Genomic DNA, 21,615 nt, shown 5'->3' on the forward strand with positions numbered 1-21,615 from the left:
CAACTTGAAAGAATTATGTAGATTATCTACTGTATATGGGTTTAACAGTTTTGAGCGCTAAAAAGAAGAAGTTGTAGAAAAAACATATTTTGTATCAAAGGATGGAACAAATGGCTTATCGAAACAAAACATACATCTGCTTCGACGGCGATAACGATATGGCATACTATCGACTGATGACAGCATGGAAATCAAACGATAATTTTTCCTTTAATTTTCATAATGCTCACGATATGAATTCTGCACGTGACGAGAGTCTTGAAGAAAGTATAAAAAAGCAACTCAGAGAAAGATTCGCTAACTCAAAAACACTCATCGTGTTGATTGGTGAAAATACAAAAAATTTAACAAAGTTTGTGAGATGGGAAATGGATGTTGCCTTGAAGTTAGGCATTCCTATTATTGCCGTTAATCTTAATGGCTCCCGTCAGAAAGACGAATTGTGCCCAAGAATAATCAAAAATGAATTGGTTGTTTTTGTTAGTTTCAATATGAAAATTATTGAATATGCAATGAATAATTGGCCTGAATATCACAACACATTCACAAAAGAAAACAAAAAAGCATCGTTTTATTATACCAACAAGACTTACGAGGCTCTAAACATCAAATGAGATATTTTATAAACTCAATAAAAACTTGGTCGTATTGGAAATATGCATTATTTTCATCTGCAGGGTTAGCACGTTTATTAGCCGTTACTGGTGCTATATATTTACTTTTGGAAATGTTAGATTTCTTCTCAATGTATACCAAAAATAAATATAGTGCTTACAGTTTTTTTGTTGTTATTATTTTTTCAACCTTTGTTACAGTATTATCTAGAAGGCCAGCATCAAAAATAACTTATCGCATTCCTAAAAAAGATTTTGGATATGAAGTTATTATTGATGACTTACTAAGCTCCACTGCTGAAAATATTGTAATTAGTACAAACACTACTTTCGATACCAATATAGCTAATGGGCTTATAAGTCCTGACAGTCTACAAGGTAAATTTACTGCTAAATTTTTCGCTGGGAACACTGCCGAACTTGACAGAAAAATTGCCGAATCACTCAGTAATGTAGAGCATTCTGCGCATCCCCTGGGTAAAGGAAAAAAAGTAAAATATCCAATCGGAACAGTAGCAAAAATATCGTCTCATGGGAAAACATTTTATCTATCTGCCATGTCAGAGTTGAATAGTGAAGGGACCGCAAGATCAACCCCAAAAATGATCGATGAGGCTCTTGAATCTTTGTGGGAGTTTATAGCAACGAAGGGGGAACTAGGGGACATTGCAATTGCTTTGATAGGGACTGGACGAGGAAGGGTAAGTTTATCAAGGAAGAAAATTGCAGAAAAAATAGCCCAGTCCTTTGCGGATGCTTCTCAAAATAGAACGTTTTCTAACAAACTGACTATAGTTGTTTACCCTGGTGATGCTGATCGCTTCGGAGTCAATTTATTTGAAATCAAAGATTATCTTTCCCAAAGTCTTCAAGCTTAACAATATAGGCATAACATACCGGGCATTAAAGGATGTCCGGCACAATAACTTTACCTCCCTGCCCCGCAGCGCTACAATGCCCGCCCTTAAAGTGGGGGATCTCCCCTTACCGCTGCACCAGGTGCACGCGGATCTGACCTGTCATCAGAACGAGAACAAACATGTTTAAACCGGAACTCCTTTCCCCGGCGGGAACGCTGCAAAATATGCGTTACGCTTTCGCCTATGGTGCCGACGCCGTTTACGCGGGCCAGCCACGCTACTCGCTGCGCGTGCGTAACAACGAATTCAACCACGAGAACCTGCAGCTCGGCATCAACGAAGCGCATGCCCTGGGTAAGAAATTCTACGTGGTCGTGAACATTGCGCCGCACAACGCCAAGCTGAAAACGTTCATCCGTGACCTGAAGCCGGTGGTGGATATGGGGCCGGACGCGCTGATCATGTCGGACCCGGGTTTAATCATGCTGGTTCGGGAGAACTTCCCGGAGATGGATATTCACCTCTCCGTACAGGCTAACGCCGTCAACTGGGCGACGGTCAAGTTCTGGAAACAGATGGGGCTGACCCGCGTCATTCTTTCCCGCGAGCTTTCGCTGGAAGAGATCGAAGAGATCCGCACCCAGGTGCCGGATATGGAAATCGAAATCTTCGTTCACGGCGCGCTGTGCATGGCCTACTCCGGCCGCTGCCTGCTCTCCGGCTATATCAACAAACGCGACCCGAACCAGGGCACCTGCACCAACGCCTGCCGCTGGGAATATAACGTCCAGGAAGGCAAAGAGGATGACGTCGGCAACATCGTGCATAAGCATGAGCCGATTCCGGTGACCAACGTCGAGCCGACGCTGGGCATCGGCGCGCCAACCGACAGCGTGTTTATGATCGAAGAAGCTAAACGTCCGGGCGAATACATGACCGCCTTTGAAGACGAGCACGGCACCTACATCATGAACTCGAAAGATCTGCGCGCCATCGCCCACGTTGAGCGTCTGACCCAGATGGGCGTGCACTCCCTGAAGATCGAAGGCCGCACCAAATCCTATTACTACTGCGCGCGCACCGCGCAGGTATACCGCAAAGCCATCGACGATGCGGCGGCCGGTAAACCGTTCGATACCAGCCTGCTGGAAACCCTGGAAGGCCTGGCGCACCGCGGCTATACCGAAGGCTTCCTGCGCCGTCATACCCATGACGACTACCAGAACTACGAGCACGGCTACTCCGTTTCCGAGCGCCAGCAGTTTGTCGGCGACTTTACCGGCGAGCGCAAAGGCGCGCTGGCGGCCGTCGCGGTGAAAAACAAATTCACCAAAGGCGACAGCCTGGAGCTGATGACCCCGCAGGGCAACATGAACTTTACGCTGGAGCATCTGGAAAACGGCAAAGGCGAAGCGATTGACGTGGCGCCGGGTGATGGTCATACCGTCTGGCTGCCGGTTCCTGAAGAAGTGGAGCTGAAGTTCGCCCTGCTGATGCGTAACTTCAACGGTGAAAGCACCCGAAACCCACACGGCAAATAGTTAATCAGGGAAATTTTTTCGCGCTGGGATAATTCTTAGAATCGGATCACATACCGCTTCGTTCAATACGGGTATTATCCCCCCGCTGAAAAACATAACCCATAAATGCTAGCTGTACCAGGAACCACCTCCTTAGCCTGCGTAATCTCCCTTACGCGGGCTTATTTTTTGCCTTCTCTTTCCGCAATCCAGGCAATAAGCTCGTCGATTTGCGTCTCTGAGAACACGGCTATCCCACGATCTGCAAGCAACGATGCCGCAACACCCATCCCCGCTTTATGTATCCCGCCAAAAGATCCGTCATAAATAAGCTGACTGCCGCACGTTGGGCTGCCATCGGTTAACAATGCAGCGCTGCACCCCGATTCCTGAGCAGTGCGTAGCGCGAGCCAGGCTGCAAGCTGGTAATGCTCAGTCACATCCTGCCCTGTATTTTCAATAATTCTGGCTTGTCCGTGCATCACGTCTTTGCCATCAGCGGACATAATCTCTGCCGGAGGACGAGGTACAGGCAGCCCGGCCGCAAGTTCAGGGCAGTGGATAACCAGACGTTGCTCCTGTTGCCAGCGAGCGAGTTGCTCGTTCATTCGCGCTTTTTCACTTCCGTTATAACGAACCCTGAAGCTCATCAGGCAAGCGCTTACCAAAATTTTATTCATTATCACTTTCCTGTGATTACATTAATGTCATCGCTGAAGTGTAACGCGCTTTCGTGCCTATTTTGTTCCTTTCATCCTGTTCTTACCCGCTTTTTTCCTCTCTGCTATACACTCTTACTAACGCTAAAAAAGGGAGCAGCGCGGATGGCAACCTATCCAGACAGTTTATTGATTCTCAATGGCAAAAGTGCGGGCAACGATCTGTTGCGTCAGGTGATTCAGGGTTTGCGTGACGATGGCGCGCGTATCCACGTCAGGGTGACGTGGGAAAAAGGCGACGCGGCACGCTATATCAATGAAGCCCTCGGGCTTGGCATCAACACCATCATTTCCGGCGGCGGCGACGGCACCATCAATGAGATTGCATCAGCGCTTATCGATCTCCCCCCGGCAGACCGGCCGGTGATGGGCATTTTACCGCTCGGCACCGCCAATGATTTTGCCACCAGCGCCGGGATCCCGGAGGAGTTAGAGAAGGCGCTCCAGCTGGCGATCCTCGGCAAGGCCACCGCTGTGGATATTGCGCAGGTGAATGATAAAACCTGTTTTATCAATATGGCGACGGGCGGGTTCGGCACGCGTATCACCAGCGAAACGCCGGAAAAGCTGAAGGCGGCGCTGGGCGGCGTGTCGTACCTGATCCACGGCCTGATGCGCATGGACACCCTCAAGCCTGACCGCTGCGAAATTCGCGGCGAGGATTTTCAGTGGCAGGGTGACGCGCTGGTGATTGGGATCGGCAATGGCCGCCAGGCTGGCGGCGGGCAGCAGCTGTGCCCGGAGGCGCTGATCAATGACGGTCAGCTACAGCTGCGTATTTTCACGGGCGACGGCCTGCTGCCCGCGCTGTTTACCACGCTGACGCAGCCGGAAGAGAGTCCAAATATCATCGCCGGGAAGTCGGCGTGGTTTGAAGTGAATGCTCCGCACGGGATGACCTTTAACCTCGACGGAGAGCCGCTGAGCGGGACGCAGTTCCGCATTGAGGTGTTGCCCGGCGCGCTGCAGTGTCGGCTGCCGCCGGACTGTGTGCTTTTGCGCTGATGTTATACACGGTGCGCAATGATGCCCTCACCCCAACCCTCTCCCACAGGGAGAGGGAGATGGAGGCGTCAGGCAATCGTGACTTTGCTATCCAGATAGACGTCCTGAACCGCATTGATCAGCTTCACGCCGTCGGCCATCGATTTCTTAAACGCCTTACGGCCAAGGATCAGCCCCATGCCGCCCGCGCGTTTGTTGATAACAGCCGTACGCACCGCGTCTGACAGGTCGGTATCACCGCCCGCCGCGCCGCCGGAGTTAATCAGCCCCGCACGGCCCATGTAGCAGTTCGCCAGCTGGTAGCGCACCAGGTCGATCGGGTTATCGCTGGTCAGCTTGCTGTAAACGCGATCGTCGGTATAGCCAAAGTTCACCGCTTTATAGCCGCCGTTATTCTCGGCCATTTTCTGCTTCACGATATCTGCACCGATGGTCGCCGCCAGGTGGTTCGCCTGCCCGGTCAGGTCGGCCGACACGTGGTAATCCACGCCGTCTTTCTTGAACGCGTTGTTGCGCAGATACGCCCACAGTACGGTGACCATGCCCAGCTCGTGCGCGCGCTCAAACGCCGCGGAGATCTCTTCAATCTGACGACGAGACTGCTCAGAACCAAAATAGATGGTCGCCCCTACCGCCACCGCCCCCATGTTGAACGCCTGCTCGACGCTGGCGTAGAGGGTCTGGTCATATTCGGTTGGGTAGCTAAGGGTTTCGTTGTGGTTCAGCTTCACGAGGAACGGAATGCGGTGGGCATAGCGACGCGAAACCGAGGCCAGCACGCCGTAGGTGGAGGCTACACAGTTACAGCCCGCTTCAATCGCCAGCTCAACAATGTTCTTCGGATCGAAGTAGAGCGGGTTTGCCGCAAAAGACGCGCCCGCCGAGTGCTCAACGCCCTGGTCCACCGGCAGGATAGAGAGATACCCGGTGCCGCCGAGCCGCCCGGTGTTGTAGAGCGTCTGCATATTTCGCAGGACCGCAGGCGGACGGTTGTTATCGATCATCACGCGGTCAACGTAGTCGTGACCAGGCAGATACAGCTGGTCGGCTGGAATGGTCATACAACGATGCTGTAAAAGGCTGTCGGCGTCTTTGCCAAGCAACTGCGCAATATCAGTCATGTGATACTCCCGTAAGTCCGACGTCGTGTCGGTGTGTGTTTATCCAGTCCCATCTTTTATGGGCAGACTAAGCCTGGTACCGACTTAACAGATTTTCCACTCTTTGCTTTTTTTTTCAGCACAATCTGCTGGCTCGATTCGTGTACAACAAAACTGTTACATTGATCAAACAATCGCCACAAAGGTATTTAAAAGGTATTATTGAGTGGTATGTTAAAGGCGTACCCTCTCTGACATGCAGGATTAAAAAATGAAAACGAAAGTCCAACTGTCATTCATGATGTTTGTTGAATGGTTTATCTGGGGCGCGTGGTTTGTGCCGCTGTGGCTGTGGCTGAGCAAAAGCGGTTTTACCGCCGGGGAAATCGGCTGGTCTTACGCCTGTACCGCGATTGCCGCGATCCTCTCCCCGATTCTGGTCGGCTCGCTGACGGACCGCTTCTTCGCCGCGCAGAAAGTGCTGTCAGTGCTGATGTTCGCCGGTGCGATTCTGATGTACTTCGCCGCACAGCAAACCCAGTTCAGCACCTTCTTCCCGCTGCTGCTGGTTTACTCCCTGACCTATATGCCGACCATCGCGCTGACCAACAGCATCGCCTTCGCCAACGTGGACGACGTCGAGGCCGATTTCCCACGCATCCGCGTGATGGGCACCATCGGCTGGATCGCCTCCGGGCTGGCGTGCGGGTTCCTGCCGCAGATGCTGGGCTACAGCGATATTTCCGATACCAATATCCCGCTGCTGATGACCGCAGCCAGCTCCGCACTGCTCGGCGTCTTTGCGCTGTTCCTGCCGAATACGCCGCCGAAGAGCACCGGCAAGCTCGACTTCAAGGTGATGCTGGGGCTGGACGCGCTGATCCTGCTGCGCGACAGAAACTTCCTGGTGTTCTTCTTCTGCTCGTTCCTGTTCGCCATGCCGCTGGCCTTCTATTACATCTTCGCCAACGGCTATCTCACCGAAGTGGGGATGAAAAACGCTACCGGCTGGATGACGCTCGGCCAGTTCTCCGAAATCTTCTTTATGCTGGCGCTGCCGTTCTTTACCAAACGCTTTGGTATTAAGAAGGTCTTACTGCTGGGCCTGATTACCGCCGCCATCCGCTACGGGTTCTTTGTTTACGGCGGAGCAGAACAGTACTTCACCTACGCCCTGCTGTTCCTCGGCATTTTGCTGCACGGCGTGAGCTACGACTTCTATTACGTGACCGCGTACATCTACGTGGACAAAAAAGCGCCGGCGCACATGCGCACCGCCGCGCAGGGCCTGATTACGCTGTGCTGTCAGGGCTTTGGTAGCCTGCTGGGCTACCGCCTGGGCGGCGTGATGATGGAAAAAATGTTCGCATACAAAGAGCCGGTGAATGGGCTGACCTTCAACTGGGCCGGAATGTGGACGTTTGGTGCAATCATGATTGCCGTGATTGCCGTGCTGTTTATGCTGTTTTTCCGCGAATCGGATAAAGAGATCGCCGCAATTGAGGTGGTTGATAGCGATGCCGCGCTGACACAAGGGGAAGTTAAATGAAAAAAGAACGTGTTCTCGGTGCCCTTTACGGGCAGGCGTTAGGGGATGCGATGGGCATGCCGTCGGAGCTGTGGCCGAGAAAGCGCGTCAAAGCGCACTTCGGCTGGATCGACCGCTTTTTACCCGGCCCGGCAGAGAATAATGCGGCCTGCTATTTCAAACAGGCAGAGTTCACCGACGATACCTCAATGGCGCTGTGCCTGGCGGATGCGATTATTGAGTGTGAGGGAGACATCAACGCGGACGTTATCGGCAAGCATATTCTGCGCTGGGCGCTCGATTTCGATGCGTTTAATAAGAACGTGCTCGGCCCGACCTCCAAAATCGCGCTTAACGCGATTCGCGACGGCAAGCCGGTTAGCGAACTGGACAACAACGGCGTGACCAACGGGGCGGCGATGCGCGCCTCCCCGCTGGGCTGCCTGCTTCCGGCCACGCGTCTGGAACACTTTGTTGAGCAGGTGGCGCTGGCCTCCAGCCCGACCCATAAATCGGACCTCGCCATTGCCGGCGCGGTGGTGATTGCCTGGGCGGTTTCCCGCGCCGTCGACGGCGAAAGCTGGCAGAACATCGTCGATGCGTTGCCGGGTATCGCCCGCTATGCGCAGGAGGCGAAAACCACCACCTTCAGCGCGTCGCTGGCGGCGCGTATTGAGCTGGCGCTTAAGACCGTGCGGGAAGCCAACGGGGTTGAATCCGCGAGCGAGCAGGTGTACCAGCTCGTGGGGGCCGGAACCAGCACCATTGAGTCCGTTCCGGCGGCCATTGCGATGGTCGAACTGGCGGGAACCGACCCGAACCGCTGCGCCATTTTATGCGCCAATCTGGGCGGCGACACCGACACCATTGGCGCAATGGCGACGGCCATCTGCGGTGCGCTCCACGGCGTGCAGGCGATTGACCCGGCGCTGAAGGCCGAGCTCGACGCCGTCAACCGGCTCGATTTCGGCCACTATTGCGCGAAACTGCTGCACTACCGGGAGCAAAGGGAGGGCGTATGAATTCATTTGCCCAACGTCTCGACACCCTGCACGCCGCGCGGCCTGTGACGGTGCTGGGCGCGGCGGTGATTGACGTCATCGCCGACGCCTACGCCCTGCCCTGGCGCGGGTGCGATATCGAGCTTAAACAGCAGGGCGTGAATATCGGCGGCTGCGCGCTGAACATTGCCATCGCCCTGAAACGGCTCGGCATTGCGTCGCAAAACGCCCTTCCCGTCGGCCACGGGGTGTGGGCGGATATTATCCGCAACGCGATGGCGAAGCAGGATCTGCACAGCGCCATCGAGGCCGAAACCGGCGACAACGGCTGGTGCCTGGCGCTGGTGGAGCCAGACGGCGAGCGCACCTTTATGTCCTTTAGCGGCGTGGAGAACCAGTGGCTGCAGCGCTGGCTTGATGTGCTTAACATCCCGTCGAACAGCCTGGTTTATTTATCCGGCTATCAGCTGGCCTCGCCGTGCGGCGAGCTGCTGACACGCTGGCTGGAGGGTTTGCAGGACGTGACGGCCTTTATCGATTTCGGCCCCCGCATCGCGGATATTCCCGACGCGCTGATGGCGCAGATTATGGCCTGCAGGCCGATCGTGTCGCTCAATCGTCAGGAAGCGGAGATCGCAGCCGAACGACTGGGTGTAGCGGCTGAAAACCTGGGTGCGGAGTGGCAGCATCGCTTCGGCGCCGCACTGATTGTGCGTCATGATAAAGACGGCGCCGCGTGGTATGACGGTAATACCTCGGGCATCGTTCCGGCGTTTCCGGCGACGGTTGTGGACACCATTGGCGCTGGCGACAGCCACGCGGGCGGCACGCTTGCCGGGCTGGCGGCGGGATGGTCACTGGCAGACGCCGTTCTGCTGGGGAATGCCGTGGCGTCCTGGGTAGTCAGCCACCGCGGCGGGGACTGCGCCCCGACTCGCGACGAATTATTCCTCGCACACAAAGACGTATAGATCGCTGCGACAGTAGCTGATGCTGTACTCAATCGGCCGGTGCTGTTGGTCAAGCGCGACCTGCTTGATCACCAGCACCGGTATTTTTTCGTCCATCTTAATGTGCGCCTGAAACTCGCTGTCCGGCATGCGGGCGCTTACCCGTGAACGGGTACGCTGCGGGAAAATATTCTGACTGCGGAAGTAATCGTACAGCGAAATGCCAATCGCATCCGGATCGGGAATGAGGCCAACCGGCACCCAGGACTCTTCAATCGACACCGCATCGTCATCCACATAGCGAATGCGCTTGAGCAAAAATACCTCGCTGTCCGGCGGGATCGACAGGTGGTTTGCGACCTCTTCAGGGCACTTCACCACCCGCTTGTTGACCCATAGCGTATTCGGCTTTTGACCGCGCAGCACCACCTGCTGGGAAAAGCCGCGCGCCTCTTTCAGCGAATATTCGAAGATATTGTTGATTTGCGTGCCATAGCCACGGGAGCGGGTGACCACGCCCTCTTCCTCCAGCGCCTGCATCGCCTTTCGCACGGTGATGCGCGACACGCCGGTTAACTGGCTCAGATCGCGCTCGCCGGGCAAAATATTCCCGTGCTCTAATATGCCGCTTCGCACCGCATTTTTTACCGTTTCGGCAAATTTCAGGTACAGCGGCGTGTTGTCCGGCGCGGCGATCCGTTCATTCAGTTGAGCGATTAACCGGGTATGCGCTTGTTCCATCTCTGTTTTCTCAGGCGTGGTGTTTCCTGCCAGTATACTGGGTTACCACCATGCATGAAAATGATGCACCGGCCCAATACCGTGACCCACTTCCAGAGTATCGGCTTTTGCCAGCGCCGCCGAGAGCCAGATTTTCGCTTCGCGCACCGTATCGGACCAGCCGTCATGCCGCGGGCGCAGCGCCGCCAGCGCGGCAGAGAGCGTACAGCCCGTACCGTGGGTGTTTTTGGTCTGCACGCGCGGCGCGGTAAAGCGTACTTCGCCGTCGCGGGTAAAGAGCCAGTCCGGGCTTTCAGCGTCGTCAAGATGACCGCCCTTCATCAGCACCGCCCCGCAGCCCATTGCCAGCAGCGCGTTTCCCTGCGCTTTCATCTCGCGTTCAGTTTGCGCGTGCGATGTGCCTAACAGCGCGGCGGCTTCCGGCAGATTGGGCGTAATGAGCGCCACCTGCGGCAACAGCTTATTGCGCAGCGTCTCGACGGCGGAGGCGGAGAGCAGCGGATCGCCGCTTTTTGCCAGCATGACGGTATCCAGCACCACGTTTTGCACCTGATAGCGCTTAAGCCGCTCGGCCACCGCTTCCACAATGTCCGTCTCGGCCAGCATGCCGATCTTGGTGGTATCGATGCGCACATCGCTGAATATAGAATCCAGCTGCGCGGCAACAAAATCCGGCTCGATACGATAGACCGACTGCACGCCGCGCGTGTTTTGCGCCACCAGCGCGGTAATGACCGAGCAGCCGTACGCGCCAAGGGCCGAGAAGGTTTTGAGGTCAGCCTGGATACCCGCGCCGCCGCTGGGATCGGTGCCGGCAATGGTCAGGGCGTTAATCCGTTTCATGCCTGCTCCTCCAGCGTATAGAGCGCATCCAGGAACGCGCTGGCAAAACTGCCTGGCCCACGCGACTGCGCAACGGCCACCGTTCCGGCTCGCTTCATCCATCCGCAGGCGGCAGCGACGTTATCCATCCGGTCGCCCGGCAGCGAGCAGCTCGCCGCCACAACGGCAGAAAGCGCGCATCCGGTTCCCACCACGCGCGTCATCAGCGGATCGCCGCCCGTTACCGTGCGTGTGCGTTGCCCGTCAGTGATGTAATCCACCTCGCCGGTGACGACCACAACGGCATTGGTCTGGCGGGCCAGCGCCTGAGCGGCGGACACCGCGCTGGCTGCGGTATCGGTCGTATCGACGCCGCGCCCGCCCGCGCTCATTCCGGCAAGGGCAAGAATTTCAGAGGCATTGCCGCGAATGGCGGCCGGTTTCAGGGCAAGAATTTGATGGCAAAAGCGGGTGCGGAACGTCAGGGCGCCCACGGCAACCGGGTCCAGCGTCCAGGGCTTGCCTGCCGCCACCGCACTCTCAATCGCCCGGCGCATCGACTGGGCGCGCGGCGAGGTCAGCGTACCAACGTTAACCAGCAGCGCATCGGCGATCGCGGCAAACTGTTCAGCCTCTTCGGCCTCAATCACCATCGCGGGTGATGCGCCAAGCGCCAGCAAAACGTTGGCCGTAAAGGTCTGTACGACATCGTTGGTCATACAGTGGGTCAGCGGAGAACGGGTTCGGAAGTGGTGTAAAACGTGTAAATCGAGCAGGTCAGGCTGCATGGGTTCGCTCCTGCCTTGCGTGAAGAAGCGATGACCGGGAAGGCATCTGACTTCCCTACGCTGGCATTATCCAGATCAGGTAATACGGGTATTTCTCAGCCTTCACAAAGAAGGGCACCCCGAGTCAAATAAATCAACTGTTTGTGATCAATTTATGCAATCAATCCGCGATAAAGATACTAATGCCAGATGAAAAAATTGTAAACGCCAAATCTGGCTTTCAGAAACATCGTCAACGCGATGTAACGCCACTATTCATTAAATCATCGTCGTTTGACTCATTATTACTCTTTAAAATAATAACAACCGTCAAATCCGTATTTCCAGCATATACAGCAGCATTGCACAGTAACAGCCCTTTCCCTGATAAAGAAAGACCTTTGAATGAAAGCAGACAACATCCACTTTAAAGCATAAGCTAATGTTTACATTAAATTTTTTAACATCCGACCACTTTAGCCTTTTGTGCTTTAAGTGATCTTAATCAAAGTCTCAATTGTTACCTTACTGGATAGTCCACCTCTGTTATTTCTCTCACTTTTACAGAAAGCGACCAAAGCGTGGCTTTCGTTTTTCAATAAATGAATATCAGCATGTCCAAATATATTTTTATCTCTGCCGCTTTATACCTGATGCTTATTTCTGTCGGAGTGTGGATCGGCGTAATGTACGTTTCGTATTATTTGTGTAGTTTATAAGGCAAGAAAATGAAGAAGTTAATGATGATTGTTATTAGCGCTGCCGTGGCGGCGGCTCCGGCCTATGCGATTAACGCTCACTATCGCGCGCAGCTGGAGCGCTCCGGATGTACCCAAATTAGCGATGGCGACGGTTCTTGCGATATCAACAAAACCAAAGCAGAGAACGCGGCGCAAAACGAACAAAAGAAAACCGTTCAGGATCCGATGCGTGAAGCTTCGTTTTCGTCTGATACGGTTAACGCCACGATCTCAAACGGCTTTTTTAACGCCACCGTTAATGGCAAAAAGGCCACCGTCAAACGTCTGAATGCGGAGTTCTATGAGATTCATGGAAATGGCGTTGTTATATCGTTTAGCCTTAATGAGAACGGTATTACCGATGCCTCATGGAATAAAACGAAAGGTCGCGACCACGGCATTTTGCAGGTTAGGCAGAAATAACGTGTTCAAGGAGGCCATGCGCCTCCTTTTTCATCATCGAAAAGCACGATTTGTCACACTCTTTTCTCTACTTTTACAGTTCTGACAAACCGATCATAAGCGGCTGTTTTTATTGTGCATAAAGTGCAACTTTCTTTATGGAAACGGGGATAACCCTCCCCCTGTGCCCTCTGTCACAAAACAGTAAACAAATTAACCATTGAGCCCCGTGGCAAAAGGCTCTATATTGGCGGCGTTTTTTTCAGGCCCCATCTGTTTTTTAACTTTTTATTCAATCGTGGCTCATAACGAAGCGGCGGTTGTAGGAGTGATATGATGACGGATAAAGTCCGTATTGACACCGTAGATGCCCACAAAAGCAACGAAACCTATCTGGCCCGTCAGGCCGAGTTTGAATCTAACGTCAGGAGTTATCCGCGCAAACTGCCTTTAGCTATTACTAAAGCAGAAGGCGTGTGGATCACCGATGCAGACAATAAAGAATACCTTGACTGTTTAGCAGGCGCGGGGACCCTTGCGCTTGGCCATAACCATCCTGATGTGCTGAAAAGCATCCAAAATGTCATTACCAGCGGCTTGCCGTTACATACCCTGGATCTGACTACGCCTCTGAAAGACGCGTTTTCTGAATACCTGCTCTCTCTGCTGCCTGGTCAGGGCAAAGAGTACTGCCTGCAGTTCACCGGTCCATCCGGTGCTGACGCCGTTGAAGCGGCGCTGAAGCTGGCGAAAAAAGTGACCGGCCGTAGCGGTATCATCAGCTTCTCTGGTGGTTACCACGGCATGACCCACGGCGCACTGTCCGTGACCGGCAACCTGTCTCCGAAAGAAGCGGTTGACGGTATGATGCCAGAAGTACAGTTCATGCCTTACCCGCACGAGTACCGCTGCCCGCTGGGTATCGGTGGTGAAGCGGGCGTGAAAGCGCTGACTTATTACTTCGATAACCTGATCAACGACGTTGAAAGCGGCGTGCGTAAACCTGCAGCGGTGATTCTGGAAGCCGTTCAGGGCGAAGGCGGCGTGAACCCGGCTCCGGCTGAGTGGCTGCAGCGCATCCGTAAAGTGACTCAGGAACACGGCATTCTGCTGATCCTCGACGAAGTTCAGGCTGGCTTTGCCCGTACCGGTAAATTCTTCGCCTTCGAACACGCGGGCATTGAGCCAGACATCATCGTGATGTCTAAAGCAGTGGGTGGCGGTCTGCCGCTGGCCGTGCTCGGTATCAAAAAGCAGTTCGACGCATGGGCGCCAGGTCACCACACCGGTACCTTCCGCGGCAACCAGCTGGCGATGGCAACCGGTCTGACGACGCTGAAAATCCTGAAAGACCAGAACATCGCAGGCAAAGTGGCTGCACAGGGCGAATGGCTGAAAGGCCAGCTGAAAGAGATGGCGAAACGCTATCCGGTCATCGGCCACGTGCGCGGTCTGGGCATGATGATCGGTATTGAGATCGTTAAGCCACACGAAGCCGCTGACCACATGGGCTGCTTCCCGGGCGACGGCGAGCTGTCTGCACTGATTCAGAAGAAGTGCTTCGAAGCCGGTCTGATTCTGGAGCGCGGTGGCCGTAACGGTATCGTTCTGCGTCTTCTGCCGTCTCTGCTGATCAGCGACGAAGAGCTGAAAATCTTCCTGGATAAATTTGAGCAGGCACTGCTTGCTGCGGGCGTTCGCCCGGCGTAACCGGAGTTATTGATTACGATGTCTGATTCAAACCCAATTTTGTTCTCCTCTGCGCAGAGCATTGAAGCTTACCAGCAGGCGATTGAACAAAGCACTCAGGCTGTGATGCAGTGGCTGAAACAGCCTGAGATGTACCAGGGCAAAACGGTCGCGGAACTGCGCGACCGTATTAAGCTGGATTTCAACCCGAAGGGGCTGGGCAACGAAGCGGCGATTGAACGCGCCGTGGAGTTCTTCCTGAAAGACAGCTTGTCCGTTCATCACCCGCAGTGTGTGGCGCACCTGCACTGCCCAAGCCTGGTGGTAAGCCAGGCGGCGGAAGTGCTGATCAACGCCACTAACCAGAGTATGGACTCCTGGGATCAAAGCCCGTCCGCAACCATTATCGAGATTAAACTGATCGAGTGGCTGCGTACCCGCGTGGGTTATCAGGCCGGCGACGCCGGTGTCTTCACCAGCGGCGGCACCCAGAGCAACCTGATGGGCCTGATGCTGGCTCGCGATGCGTTCTTCGCGCGTCAGGGTCACTCCGTTCAGCAGGACGGTCTGGTGGGCGATCTGCGCAAAATTCGCGTGCTGTGCTCCGAAAACGCACACTTCTCCGTGCAGAAAAACATGGCGCTGATGGGTCTGGGCTACCAGTCCGTTGTGCAGGTGAAAACGGACGAATTCTCCCGCATGGATCTCACCGATCTGGCGGCGAAAATTGAACAGTGCAATGCGAACGGCGAGCAGATTCTGGCAATCGTCGCAACGGCAGGTACCACCGATGCCGGTGCTATCGACCCGCTGCGTGCGATTGCAGAGCTGGCCGCGAAGCAGAACATCTGGGTACACGTTGATGCGGCCTGGGGCGGCGCGCTGCTGATGTCTGAGCAGTATCGTCACTACCTGGACGGCATCGAGCTGGTGGATTCCGTCACCCTGGACTTCCACAAGCAGTTCTTCCAGACCATCAGCTGCGGCGCGTTCCTGCTGAAAGAAGCGCGTCACTATGAGCTGATGCGCTATCAGGCGGCCTACCTGAACTCTGAGTTCGACGAAGAAGCGGGCGTGCCTAACCTGGTGTCCAAATCTCTGCAGACCACCCGTCGTTTTGACGCGCTGAAGCTGTGGATGAGCCTGGAAGCGCTGGGTCAGGAGCAATACGCGGCGATCATCGATCACGGCGTGACCCTGGCGCAGCAGGTTGCGGCCTACGTGAAAGAGCAGCCAGCTCTGGAACTGGTTATGCAGCCACAGCTGGCAAGCGTTCTGTTCCGCTTCCGCGGACAGGTGCAGATGGATGACGCGGGCATCGCCCTGCTGAACCAGAAAATTGGTGATGCGCTGCTGGAATCCGGCCGTGCGAACGTCGGTGTGACCGAGCATAACGGCGTCACCTGCCTGAAGCTGACGCTGCTGAACCCAACCGTGACGCTGGAAGATATTAAAATCCTGCTGTCTCTGGTTGAGCGCACCGCGCAGGAAGTTCTGGCTAAGTAATACAACCCCCTCTCCCGCCGGGAGAGGGGGTATTTTTACAGCCCTGCCCACCACATCCTTAATTTTAATCCCCAGTAGCTCGTCCAGCCCGTCGTGGTACTGACCACATTACCCTTTGACACAATGACCAGCGTCGGCGTTACGCTCACCTGCCACTGCTGCGACAACGCACCGTTTTCATCGTTAATCACCGGCATTTTCAGCTGTTTCTTTTCAACCCAGCGCGCAAGCTTTGCGTTATCACCAGAACGCATGGCAATAGTCACCACGTTCCCGCCCTCTTCTGCCAGCTGATTTACAGAAGGCGTCGTGTAACGGCATATGCTGCACCAGGTGGCCCAGACGTAAATCAGCAGCGGCCGTTCCTGGCTCAGCGCCGAGATATCGTGGACGTTGCCGTCGATGCTCTGCATCGGTGTTGCACTAAAACTGGCGGGGAGTATCGGTTTTCGATACTGATCAACACCCCACACTACGGCCAGCGTCAGCAGAACGAGTATGATCCCTTCCCGCGCCCAGCGGCGCAGACGGCTGATTTTGCGGTTATCCATTATGACCTCATGTTTTAACGAAGGTCATCTTAACGGGCAATACGCCATCACGCTGTAAAGAAGTGTCGCGCCAGGTTTACTCCTGGGTATAACCGTAGTCGTAATGGCTATATCCCGAGTTGTAATAGAGCGCGGCAGATTTCACGATATCATTGAGGATTGTGCCATTCACCTGCACGCCCATTTGCTGCAGACGCTTCAGGCAGTTCTCGATCTCCTTGACGCTGGTTTTACCAAAGCGGGCGACCAGCAGCGTGGTAGCCGCTGCTCTGGCTATCAGCAAGGCATCCGTTACGGCAAGCACAGGCGGGGTATCGACAATCACGATGTCATACAGTTTGTCTATCTGCGACATCACGGCCTGGAAGCGTTCATTCATGAGCAGCTCAACGGGATGTAAAGGTTGGGGTCCGCAGGTCAATACATCAAACCCGCCTTTCTCAACGTGTTGAACCGCTTCCTGCCACTCCACGGCTCCTCCGAGCACGCAGGATAATCCCCGATGATTGCTCAGTTTGAAAACATTGTGGACATATCCCTTGCGCATATCTGCATCAATAAACAGCACTCGCTGTCCGGCCTGAGCGGCAATCGACGCCAGTGAAGTACTGACCAGCGTCTTTCCGCAGTCCTGCGTGGGTCCAGACAACACGACAATCCGGTTTGTGGCATCCATCATGGTAAAATGCAGACTGGTGCACAGCCCGCGCACAGCCTCGACAAACATATCTGCCGGGCGGTCAACGGGCAGAAAAGGGATGTTCGACGTCCTGTGCTTCCAGTGGGACGCAAACAGGGTTCTCCTGCGCAGGTGCGTTTTTTTCCAGAGCCATACCGAGCGCGGAAGCGTCGCCAGAAGCGGTATCCCCTGCACTTCCAGTTGTTCAGACGAGGTAATGCCCCGATTAAAGGCTGAGCGCACTAAAACCATGCCGGTAGAGAGCATCAACCCCATCAGCATACCCAGTACGATAATGAGCGCTTTGTGCGGTTTGATCGGATCTGGCTGCACCACGGCCGGGTCAATAATCCGCACGTTCCCGATAGTGCTGGAACGCGAAATACTCAGTTCTTGCTGACGCGTCAGCAACTGCAGATATATGGTACGCCCGGATTCAACGTCACGACTCAGCCGTAAGATTTCCTGCTGCGTGGAAGGCATGGATGAGACGCGATTATTGAGGCGCGCACGCTCCCGCTCAAGCGTTTGTTTTTTCTCCCGCAATGCACGGTAGGTGGGATGGTCCTTTTTGAAAAGCTGTGAAACCTCTGCTTCGCGGAACGTCAGCTCGTTAAGCTGGTTTTCCACGTTAACAACCTGATCAAGGACTGACTTTGCTTCCAGAGATAAGTCGACAGAATCGCGTTGCTCTCTGTAAGCATTCAGTCGCGCTTCAGCTTCATCCAGCTCCCGGCTGATCTTGGGTAATTGCTCCTGTAAGAACGTGAGGCTGCGGGAATCTTTCGCTTCCTGGCGCGCAATATTCTGGCTGAGAAAATTTTCAGCAATGGTATTAAGTGCCGTGGCGATCCTGCTGGGGTCTTCACCCGTTAATGTTAAGGCGATCATACCGCTCTGTTTCGCCGACTCAACAACCGTAAGCCTGTTCTGAATGGCGTTGATCGCGTCAAGCCTTGTAACGGTTTCGAGGGTAAACTGGGTGCCAGGTACCGCGCTGAGGGATGTCACCAGAAGCGACATTCCGTCTTTAACCAGCGTTTTCCCCACGATGCCTTCTGCTTGAAGTGTTTTTCCCTCAAGACGATACCGCCCTTTCTCCTGTACGGTGAGTAAAAGCGTTTGTGGCTTACCTTCCAGAAGGGGAATAGTCAGCGCGCCAATCGTAATTTCATCGGATTTACGTCCCCGCACGTGTTCCCACAAAGGCCCGAAGACAGGAAACACGCGTCGTCTGGCGTTGTACGTCAACCCTAATTGATCAACGGTATCTCCCAGTATCATCCGTGATTTAAGGAGTAAAAGTTCCGGCGCGACCTCTGGCGAGAGATCGGACCCGAAAGGGGTCAGGTTCTTGAGCAATGAGTTATTCTGCTTCGCTTCTACCTGCACCAGGGCATCAGCCTGATAAACTGGCGTGGCGCTGAACGCGTAGATACCCGCGCATACCGTCATCAGGAGCGTGACACACGCGATCGTCACCCGGTTATCAAACATCTCAGCAAGCAACTGAAGAAGATCGATTTCATTATTCTGCGCTGTCGCAGCACTATATTTGTCTGATTTAGAAGACGACATTACGGCTTCATTCCTTGTTGACTCAAACGACGAGCCCATTCCTGGCTGGCTTTTCCTAATTGCTCGAAAACATATTCATAGGCTTCACGACTTTTGTGATACGGGTCGGGAATGTCCCTGGTTTCCAGCCATTGTCCAAAGAGCAGCGATTTTCCCCGGTTCTCCGGGGCCATTGTGGCTATGAACCGGAGGTGTTCCGGCTCCATCACCAGAATCAAATCGGATTTTTGCAACAGGCTGCGCGTCACCTTACGGGCAACATGCCCTTCCAGCGAAACGCCATGACGCCAGGCGACAGCCTGCGCAGTCGCATCTGCCGGATGCCCTTCAAGCCCCAAAATCCCTGCCGAGGTCACCTGCTTGCCGGGTAATTGCTGACGCAACAGCCGCTCACCCATCGGTGAACGGCAAATATTGCCGGTACAGACCACTAAGATTGACTGGAACATTACTGCGGCCACGATCTGATGTAACGAACGGTTTCGGTCAGGTCATGAACGCCGCTGATGGTAGGCACCAGCTGGGTGATCACGCGATTCCAGCGTGATAACGGAGCCGTAGTGACGTAAACGATGTCATACGGCTCCAGCTGGAATTCCGTACCCAGCACCATGGCTGACGCATCTTCCGCATTCAGCTGATAGATATTGGCAATTTTGTCCGTGTCGCCTTTTTGGGATACCTGCCGAATAACAAAAATGCCGGTTGCATCGGCCATATTTTGGTTAAGTCCACCAGCATTTCCCAGGGCTTCGGCCAGCGTCATGCCGCTACGATCCATCTTAAGCGTACTCTGCTTGACCACCTCGCCCATCACGAAAACTTTCAGCGCGTCGTTCCGGGGAATAAACAGGATATCGCCCGGATAAAGCAGCTTATTTTGGGTCAAATCGCCATGCTGCATCAGCGCATAGAGCGAAAGGCGGGAGTCCTTGCCATCATGCGTGAGCACGACATTACGCCAGTCGGCATCCGCAGAAAGACCGCCAGCGGCGTTAACCGCATCCATCACCGTCAGTGGAATATTCGTTATGGGTTGTTGGCCCGATTTTTCGACCTCTCCGGTGACGTAGGCCTTTTGGGAACGGAAGGCGGCAATGCTGACGTCCACCTGCGGGCTCTCAATGACTTTATCCAGTCGCGCTGTAATCTCTTCACGTACCTGTGAAACCGTTTTTCCCGCCACCCGCAGCTTACCGACGTAGGGATAAAAGAGCGTACCATCGGCGTTGACCCAGTTGCCTGCATCGCTTGCACTACGATATTGTCCCGCGGGCGTCGTTAATTCAGGGTGATCCCAGACGGTAACCGTCAGTATGTCGCCTGTGCCAATACGGTATTCCCAGTTTTTGATCTGCTCATCCAGATTAGGATTTGCCTGAGATTTCGATACGGTCGGACGCAGCTTTTCAATCAAACCCGGCGTTAGTGGAAAAATTTCCACTCGCTTATCAAGATTATAATTAACCTCTTCCGCCGCAATGACTTTTTTTCCGGCCACACTTAAATTCTGGCCGGGGGAAAATACACACCCCGTTAACTGACTAACGGTGAGAAATAACAGCGAAAATGCAGTTGTACTTTTCATTTGTATAAATATTTCTTTTTAACGTTGTGTTTATCGTCAATCTTGCAAAGAGATAAAAGCTAACACCATGAAATTTAATTGATTATTTTCATGCGATATGAAATTCTGACATTGTAAAACGTGGTCAAACCGCTCTCTAAAACACGAAAGCAATACTCAACCCTGTAAGAGAAAAGGAAGTAAGACCGCTTCACCTGAAGGTAATATTAAATCGTCTTCAGAGTGAAAGCATTCACACATCAGTCCAATTTTGACGTCGAAAGTTATTTTCAGAATTGATTAGTGAAATAATAAATTTTAAAAATACAAAGAGCAGACAGTATTCACCACAGTGATAAGCATCATCCCATTCGACTACACAAAACCGTCCACTTTTGTTACATTTTTTTTCAAACATACCCTGCGTTGATACTTAAAATGGACCGTCTGCTCCGCTTTGCACGACCCGCAGACGAAAAGTATCTGTAACGATATCACTGGAGAAAAAATGGCTAAGCGTAAATTGCTGCTTCTGGGTGTATTACTGTCTCTGGCGGGATCCGCATTCGCTGCCCCGCAAACGGCCGCTGCGCCATCCGGCATCAAGGCCTATGAAGAACAAGAGTTCATCGCTGACTTTACGAAATTCAAGATTGGCGACACGGCGCCGGCGCAGTATCAAACGCCGGAGTACACCATCAAACAGTACCAGTTACGTAACCTGCCGGCTCCGGATGCCGGAACCCACTGGACCTATATGGGTGAGAACTACGTGCTGATCGGCGATGCTGATGGCAAGATCTATAAAGCCTACAATGGAGATATTTTCTATCACCGCTAATGCAATTCTGATTCGCCCCTGGCAGGAAAGCGATCGCCCTTTCCTGCGCACGCTCTACCTCCACGCCCGGCGTGAAGCCTGGCCATGGCTGGACAGTGCAGACTGGCAGCTTGAAGACTTTGACGCGGCAACCCGTGACGAAGCGATTTGGGTTGCTGCCCAGAACGGTCATCGCCTGGGTTTTGCCTCCGTCTGGACGAACGATAATTTCCTGCACAACCTGTTTGTCGATCCGCAGTATCAGAGCATGGGCGTCGGGCATGAGTTGCTTGAACACGTACAGAAAACGTTTACCAGTACAGGTTCGCTTAAGTGTCTGGTGAAGAATACGCGGGCTATTGCGTTTTACCAGCGGCACGGCTGGCACATTGAGGCGACGGGTGATTCTCCGGACGGAGAGTATTATTTGATGCACTATCGGTTGGGTTAAAGTCG

Annotated in this window: 21 protein-coding genes and 1 riboswitch; of the genes, 12 read left to right on the top strand and 9 right to left on the bottom strand. The window is 53.9% G+C overall.

The genetic code is table 11. The features are described from left to right. The first annotated feature begins 110 nt into the window (after positions 1-110). The 3 genes from P346_RS13920 (at position 111) to trhP (ending at position 3,015) form a co-directional block, all read left to right on the top strand. Entirely contained in the window at positions 111-614 is a 504-nt protein-coding gene (locus tag P346_RS13920; protein ID WP_032658869.1) for a TIR domain-containing protein, read from the top strand. Beyond that, entirely contained in the window at positions 611-1,492 is an 882-nt protein-coding gene (locus tag P346_RS13915) for a macro domain-containing protein (protein ID WP_032658870.1), read from the top strand. The genes P346_RS13920 and P346_RS13915 overlap by 4 nt, the downstream gene beginning before the upstream one ends. Before the next feature lie 161 nt (positions 1,493-1,653). After that, positions 1,654-3,015 (top strand): prephenate-dependent tRNA uridine(34) hydroxylase TrhP, encoded by a 1,362-nt coding sequence (gene trhP, locus P346_RS13910; protein ID WP_023312421.1) that lies wholly within the window; start codon positions 1,654-1,656, stop codon positions 3,013-3,015. A 161-nt stretch (positions 3,016-3,176) separates the two neighbouring features. Here trhP and P346_RS13905 read toward each other — a convergent pair whose 3' ends face one another. Continuing rightward, complete coding sequence (locus tag P346_RS13905) at positions 3,177-3,677, bottom strand: DUF523 domain-containing protein (RefSeq protein ID WP_032659538.1); 501 nt, start codon at positions 3,675-3,677, stop codon at positions 3,177-3,179. A gap of 141 nt (positions 3,678-3,818) precedes the next feature. Here P346_RS13905 and yegS point away from each other — a divergent pair, with 141 nt between their 5' ends. Continuing rightward, on the top strand, positions 3,819-4,718 hold the full coding sequence (yegS, locus tag P346_RS13900; protein WP_032658873.1) for a lipid kinase YegS: 900 nt from the start codon (positions 3,819-3,821) through the stop codon (positions 4,716-4,718). 68 nt (positions 4,719-4,786) lie between these two features. Here the strand turns inward: yegS and fbaB are convergent, their stop codons facing one another. Further along, positions 4,787-5,839, bottom strand: a complete 1,053-nt coding sequence (gene fbaB, locus P346_RS13895) for a class I fructose-bisphosphate aldolase (RefSeq protein ID WP_023312424.1) — start codon at positions 5,837-5,839, stop codon at positions 4,787-4,789. Between the two features lie 250 nt (positions 5,840-6,089). Between fbaB and P346_RS13890 the strand changes: the two genes are divergently transcribed. Genes P346_RS13890 through P346_RS13880 form a run of 3 tightly spaced genes read left to right on the top strand, consistent with a single transcriptional unit; the run spans position 6,090 to position 9,318 of the window. Further along, positions 6,090-7,367, top strand: a complete 1,278-nt coding sequence (locus tag P346_RS13890) for a nucleoside permease (RefSeq protein ID WP_032658875.1) — start codon at positions 6,090-6,092, stop codon at positions 7,365-7,367. After that, positions 7,364-8,368 carry an ADP-ribosylglycohydrolase family protein gene (locus P346_RS13885; protein WP_032658877.1) on the top strand — a complete coding sequence of 335 codons (1,005 nt, stop codon included), beginning with the start codon at positions 7,364-7,366 and terminating at the stop codon, positions 8,366-8,368. The genes P346_RS13890 and P346_RS13885 overlap by 4 nt, the downstream gene beginning before the upstream one ends. After that, the gene (locus P346_RS13880) at positions 8,365-9,318 is read left to right on the top strand and encodes a PfkB family carbohydrate kinase (protein WP_032658879.1); all 954 of its coding nucleotides are present in this window, start codon (positions 8,365-8,367) and stop codon (positions 9,316-9,318) included. Before P346_RS13885 ends, P346_RS13880 begins: the two co-directional genes overlap by 4 nt. On the opposite strand, the gene P346_RS13875 is transcribed toward P346_RS13880, so the two are convergent. Genes P346_RS13875 through thiM form a run of 3 tightly spaced genes read right to left on the bottom strand, consistent with a single transcriptional unit; the run spans position 9,292 to position 11,648 of the window. Continuing rightward, entirely contained in the window at positions 9,292-10,038 is a 747-nt protein-coding gene (locus P346_RS13875; protein ID WP_032658882.1) for a GntR family transcriptional regulator, read from the bottom strand. The genes P346_RS13880 and P346_RS13875 overlap by 27 nt on opposite strands. Before the next feature lie 42 nt (positions 10,039-10,080). Continuing rightward, positions 10,081-10,881 carry a bifunctional hydroxymethylpyrimidine kinase/phosphomethylpyrimidine kinase gene (gene thiD, locus P346_RS13870; RefSeq protein WP_032658885.1) on the bottom strand — a complete coding sequence of 267 codons (801 nt, stop codon included), beginning with the start codon at positions 10,879-10,881 and terminating at the stop codon, positions 10,081-10,083. Next, positions 10,878-11,648 (bottom strand): hydroxyethylthiazole kinase, encoded by a 771-nt coding sequence (thiM, locus tag P346_RS13865; RefSeq protein WP_032658888.1) that lies wholly within the window; start codon positions 11,646-11,648, stop codon positions 10,878-10,880. Before thiM ends, thiD begins: the two co-directional genes overlap by 4 nt. Before the next feature lie 35 nt (positions 11,649-11,683). Beyond that, a riboswitch (TPP riboswitch) is annotated at positions 11,684-11,780 on the bottom strand. A 575-nt stretch (positions 11,781-12,355) separates the two neighbouring features. Here thiM and P346_RS13860 point away from each other — a divergent pair. From P346_RS13860 to P346_RS13850, 3 genes are all read left to right on the top strand, one after another. Beyond that, positions 12,356-12,790 carry a hypothetical protein gene (locus tag P346_RS13860; RefSeq protein WP_032658891.1) on the top strand — a complete coding sequence of 145 codons (435 nt, stop codon included), beginning with the start codon at positions 12,356-12,358 and terminating at the stop codon, positions 12,788-12,790. Between the two features lie 312 nt (positions 12,791-13,102). Further along, a complete protein-coding gene (locus tag P346_RS13855; RefSeq protein ID WP_014884533.1) occupies positions 13,103-14,479 on the top strand; it encodes a diaminobutyrate--2-oxoglutarate transaminase in 1,377 nt (458 codons plus the stop codon). A gap of 18 nt (positions 14,480-14,497) precedes the next feature. Beyond that, positions 14,498-15,964, top strand: coding sequence for a pyridoxal phosphate-dependent decarboxylase family protein (locus P346_RS13850; protein WP_023312433.1), 1,467 nt, complete (start codon positions 14,498-14,500; stop codon positions 15,962-15,964). Positions 15,965-15,999: 35 nt separating this feature from the next. Here the strand turns inward: P346_RS13850 and P346_RS13845 are convergent, their stop codons facing one another. The 4 genes from P346_RS13845 to P346_RS13830 form a co-directional block, all read right to left on the bottom strand. Next, complete coding sequence (locus P346_RS13845) at positions 16,000-16,515, bottom strand: protein disulfide oxidoreductase (protein ID WP_032658894.1); 516 nt, start codon at positions 16,513-16,515, stop codon at positions 16,000-16,002. Between the two features lie 76 nt (positions 16,516-16,591). Continuing rightward, a complete protein-coding gene (locus tag P346_RS13840) occupies positions 16,592-18,772 on the bottom strand; it encodes a polysaccharide biosynthesis tyrosine autokinase (RefSeq protein ID WP_032658897.1) in 2,181 nt (726 codons plus the stop codon). Continuing rightward, a complete protein-coding gene (locus P346_RS13835) occupies positions 18,772-19,221 on the bottom strand; it encodes an arsenate reductase/protein-tyrosine-phosphatase family protein (RefSeq protein ID WP_032658899.1) in 450 nt (149 codons plus the stop codon). Before P346_RS13835 ends, P346_RS13840 begins: the two co-directional genes overlap by 1 nt. After that, a complete protein-coding gene (locus P346_RS13830) occupies positions 19,221-20,360 on the bottom strand; it encodes a polysaccharide export protein (protein ID WP_032658901.1) in 1,140 nt (379 codons plus the stop codon). The genes P346_RS13835 and P346_RS13830 overlap by 1 nt, the downstream gene beginning before the upstream one ends. Positions 20,361-20,847: 487 nt before the next feature. Between P346_RS13830 and P346_RS13825 the strand changes: the two genes are divergently transcribed. After that, positions 20,848-21,180: an RcnB family protein gene (locus P346_RS13825; RefSeq protein WP_023336316.1), complete on the top strand. Its 333-nt coding sequence runs from the start codon at positions 20,848-20,850 to the stop codon at positions 21,178-21,180. Next, a complete protein-coding gene (locus P346_RS13820; RefSeq protein ID WP_233456544.1) occupies positions 21,155-21,610 on the top strand; it encodes a GNAT family N-acetyltransferase in 456 nt (151 codons plus the stop codon). Before P346_RS13825 ends, P346_RS13820 begins: the two co-directional genes overlap by 26 nt. The last annotated feature ends 5 nt before the right edge of the window (positions 21,611-21,615 follow it).

It is taken from the genome of Enterobacter sp. DC1, assembly GCF_000568075.1.
In the GTDB taxonomy this organism is placed as follows: Bacteria; Pseudomonadota; Gammaproteobacteria; order Enterobacterales; family Enterobacteriaceae; genus Enterobacter; species Enterobacter asburiae.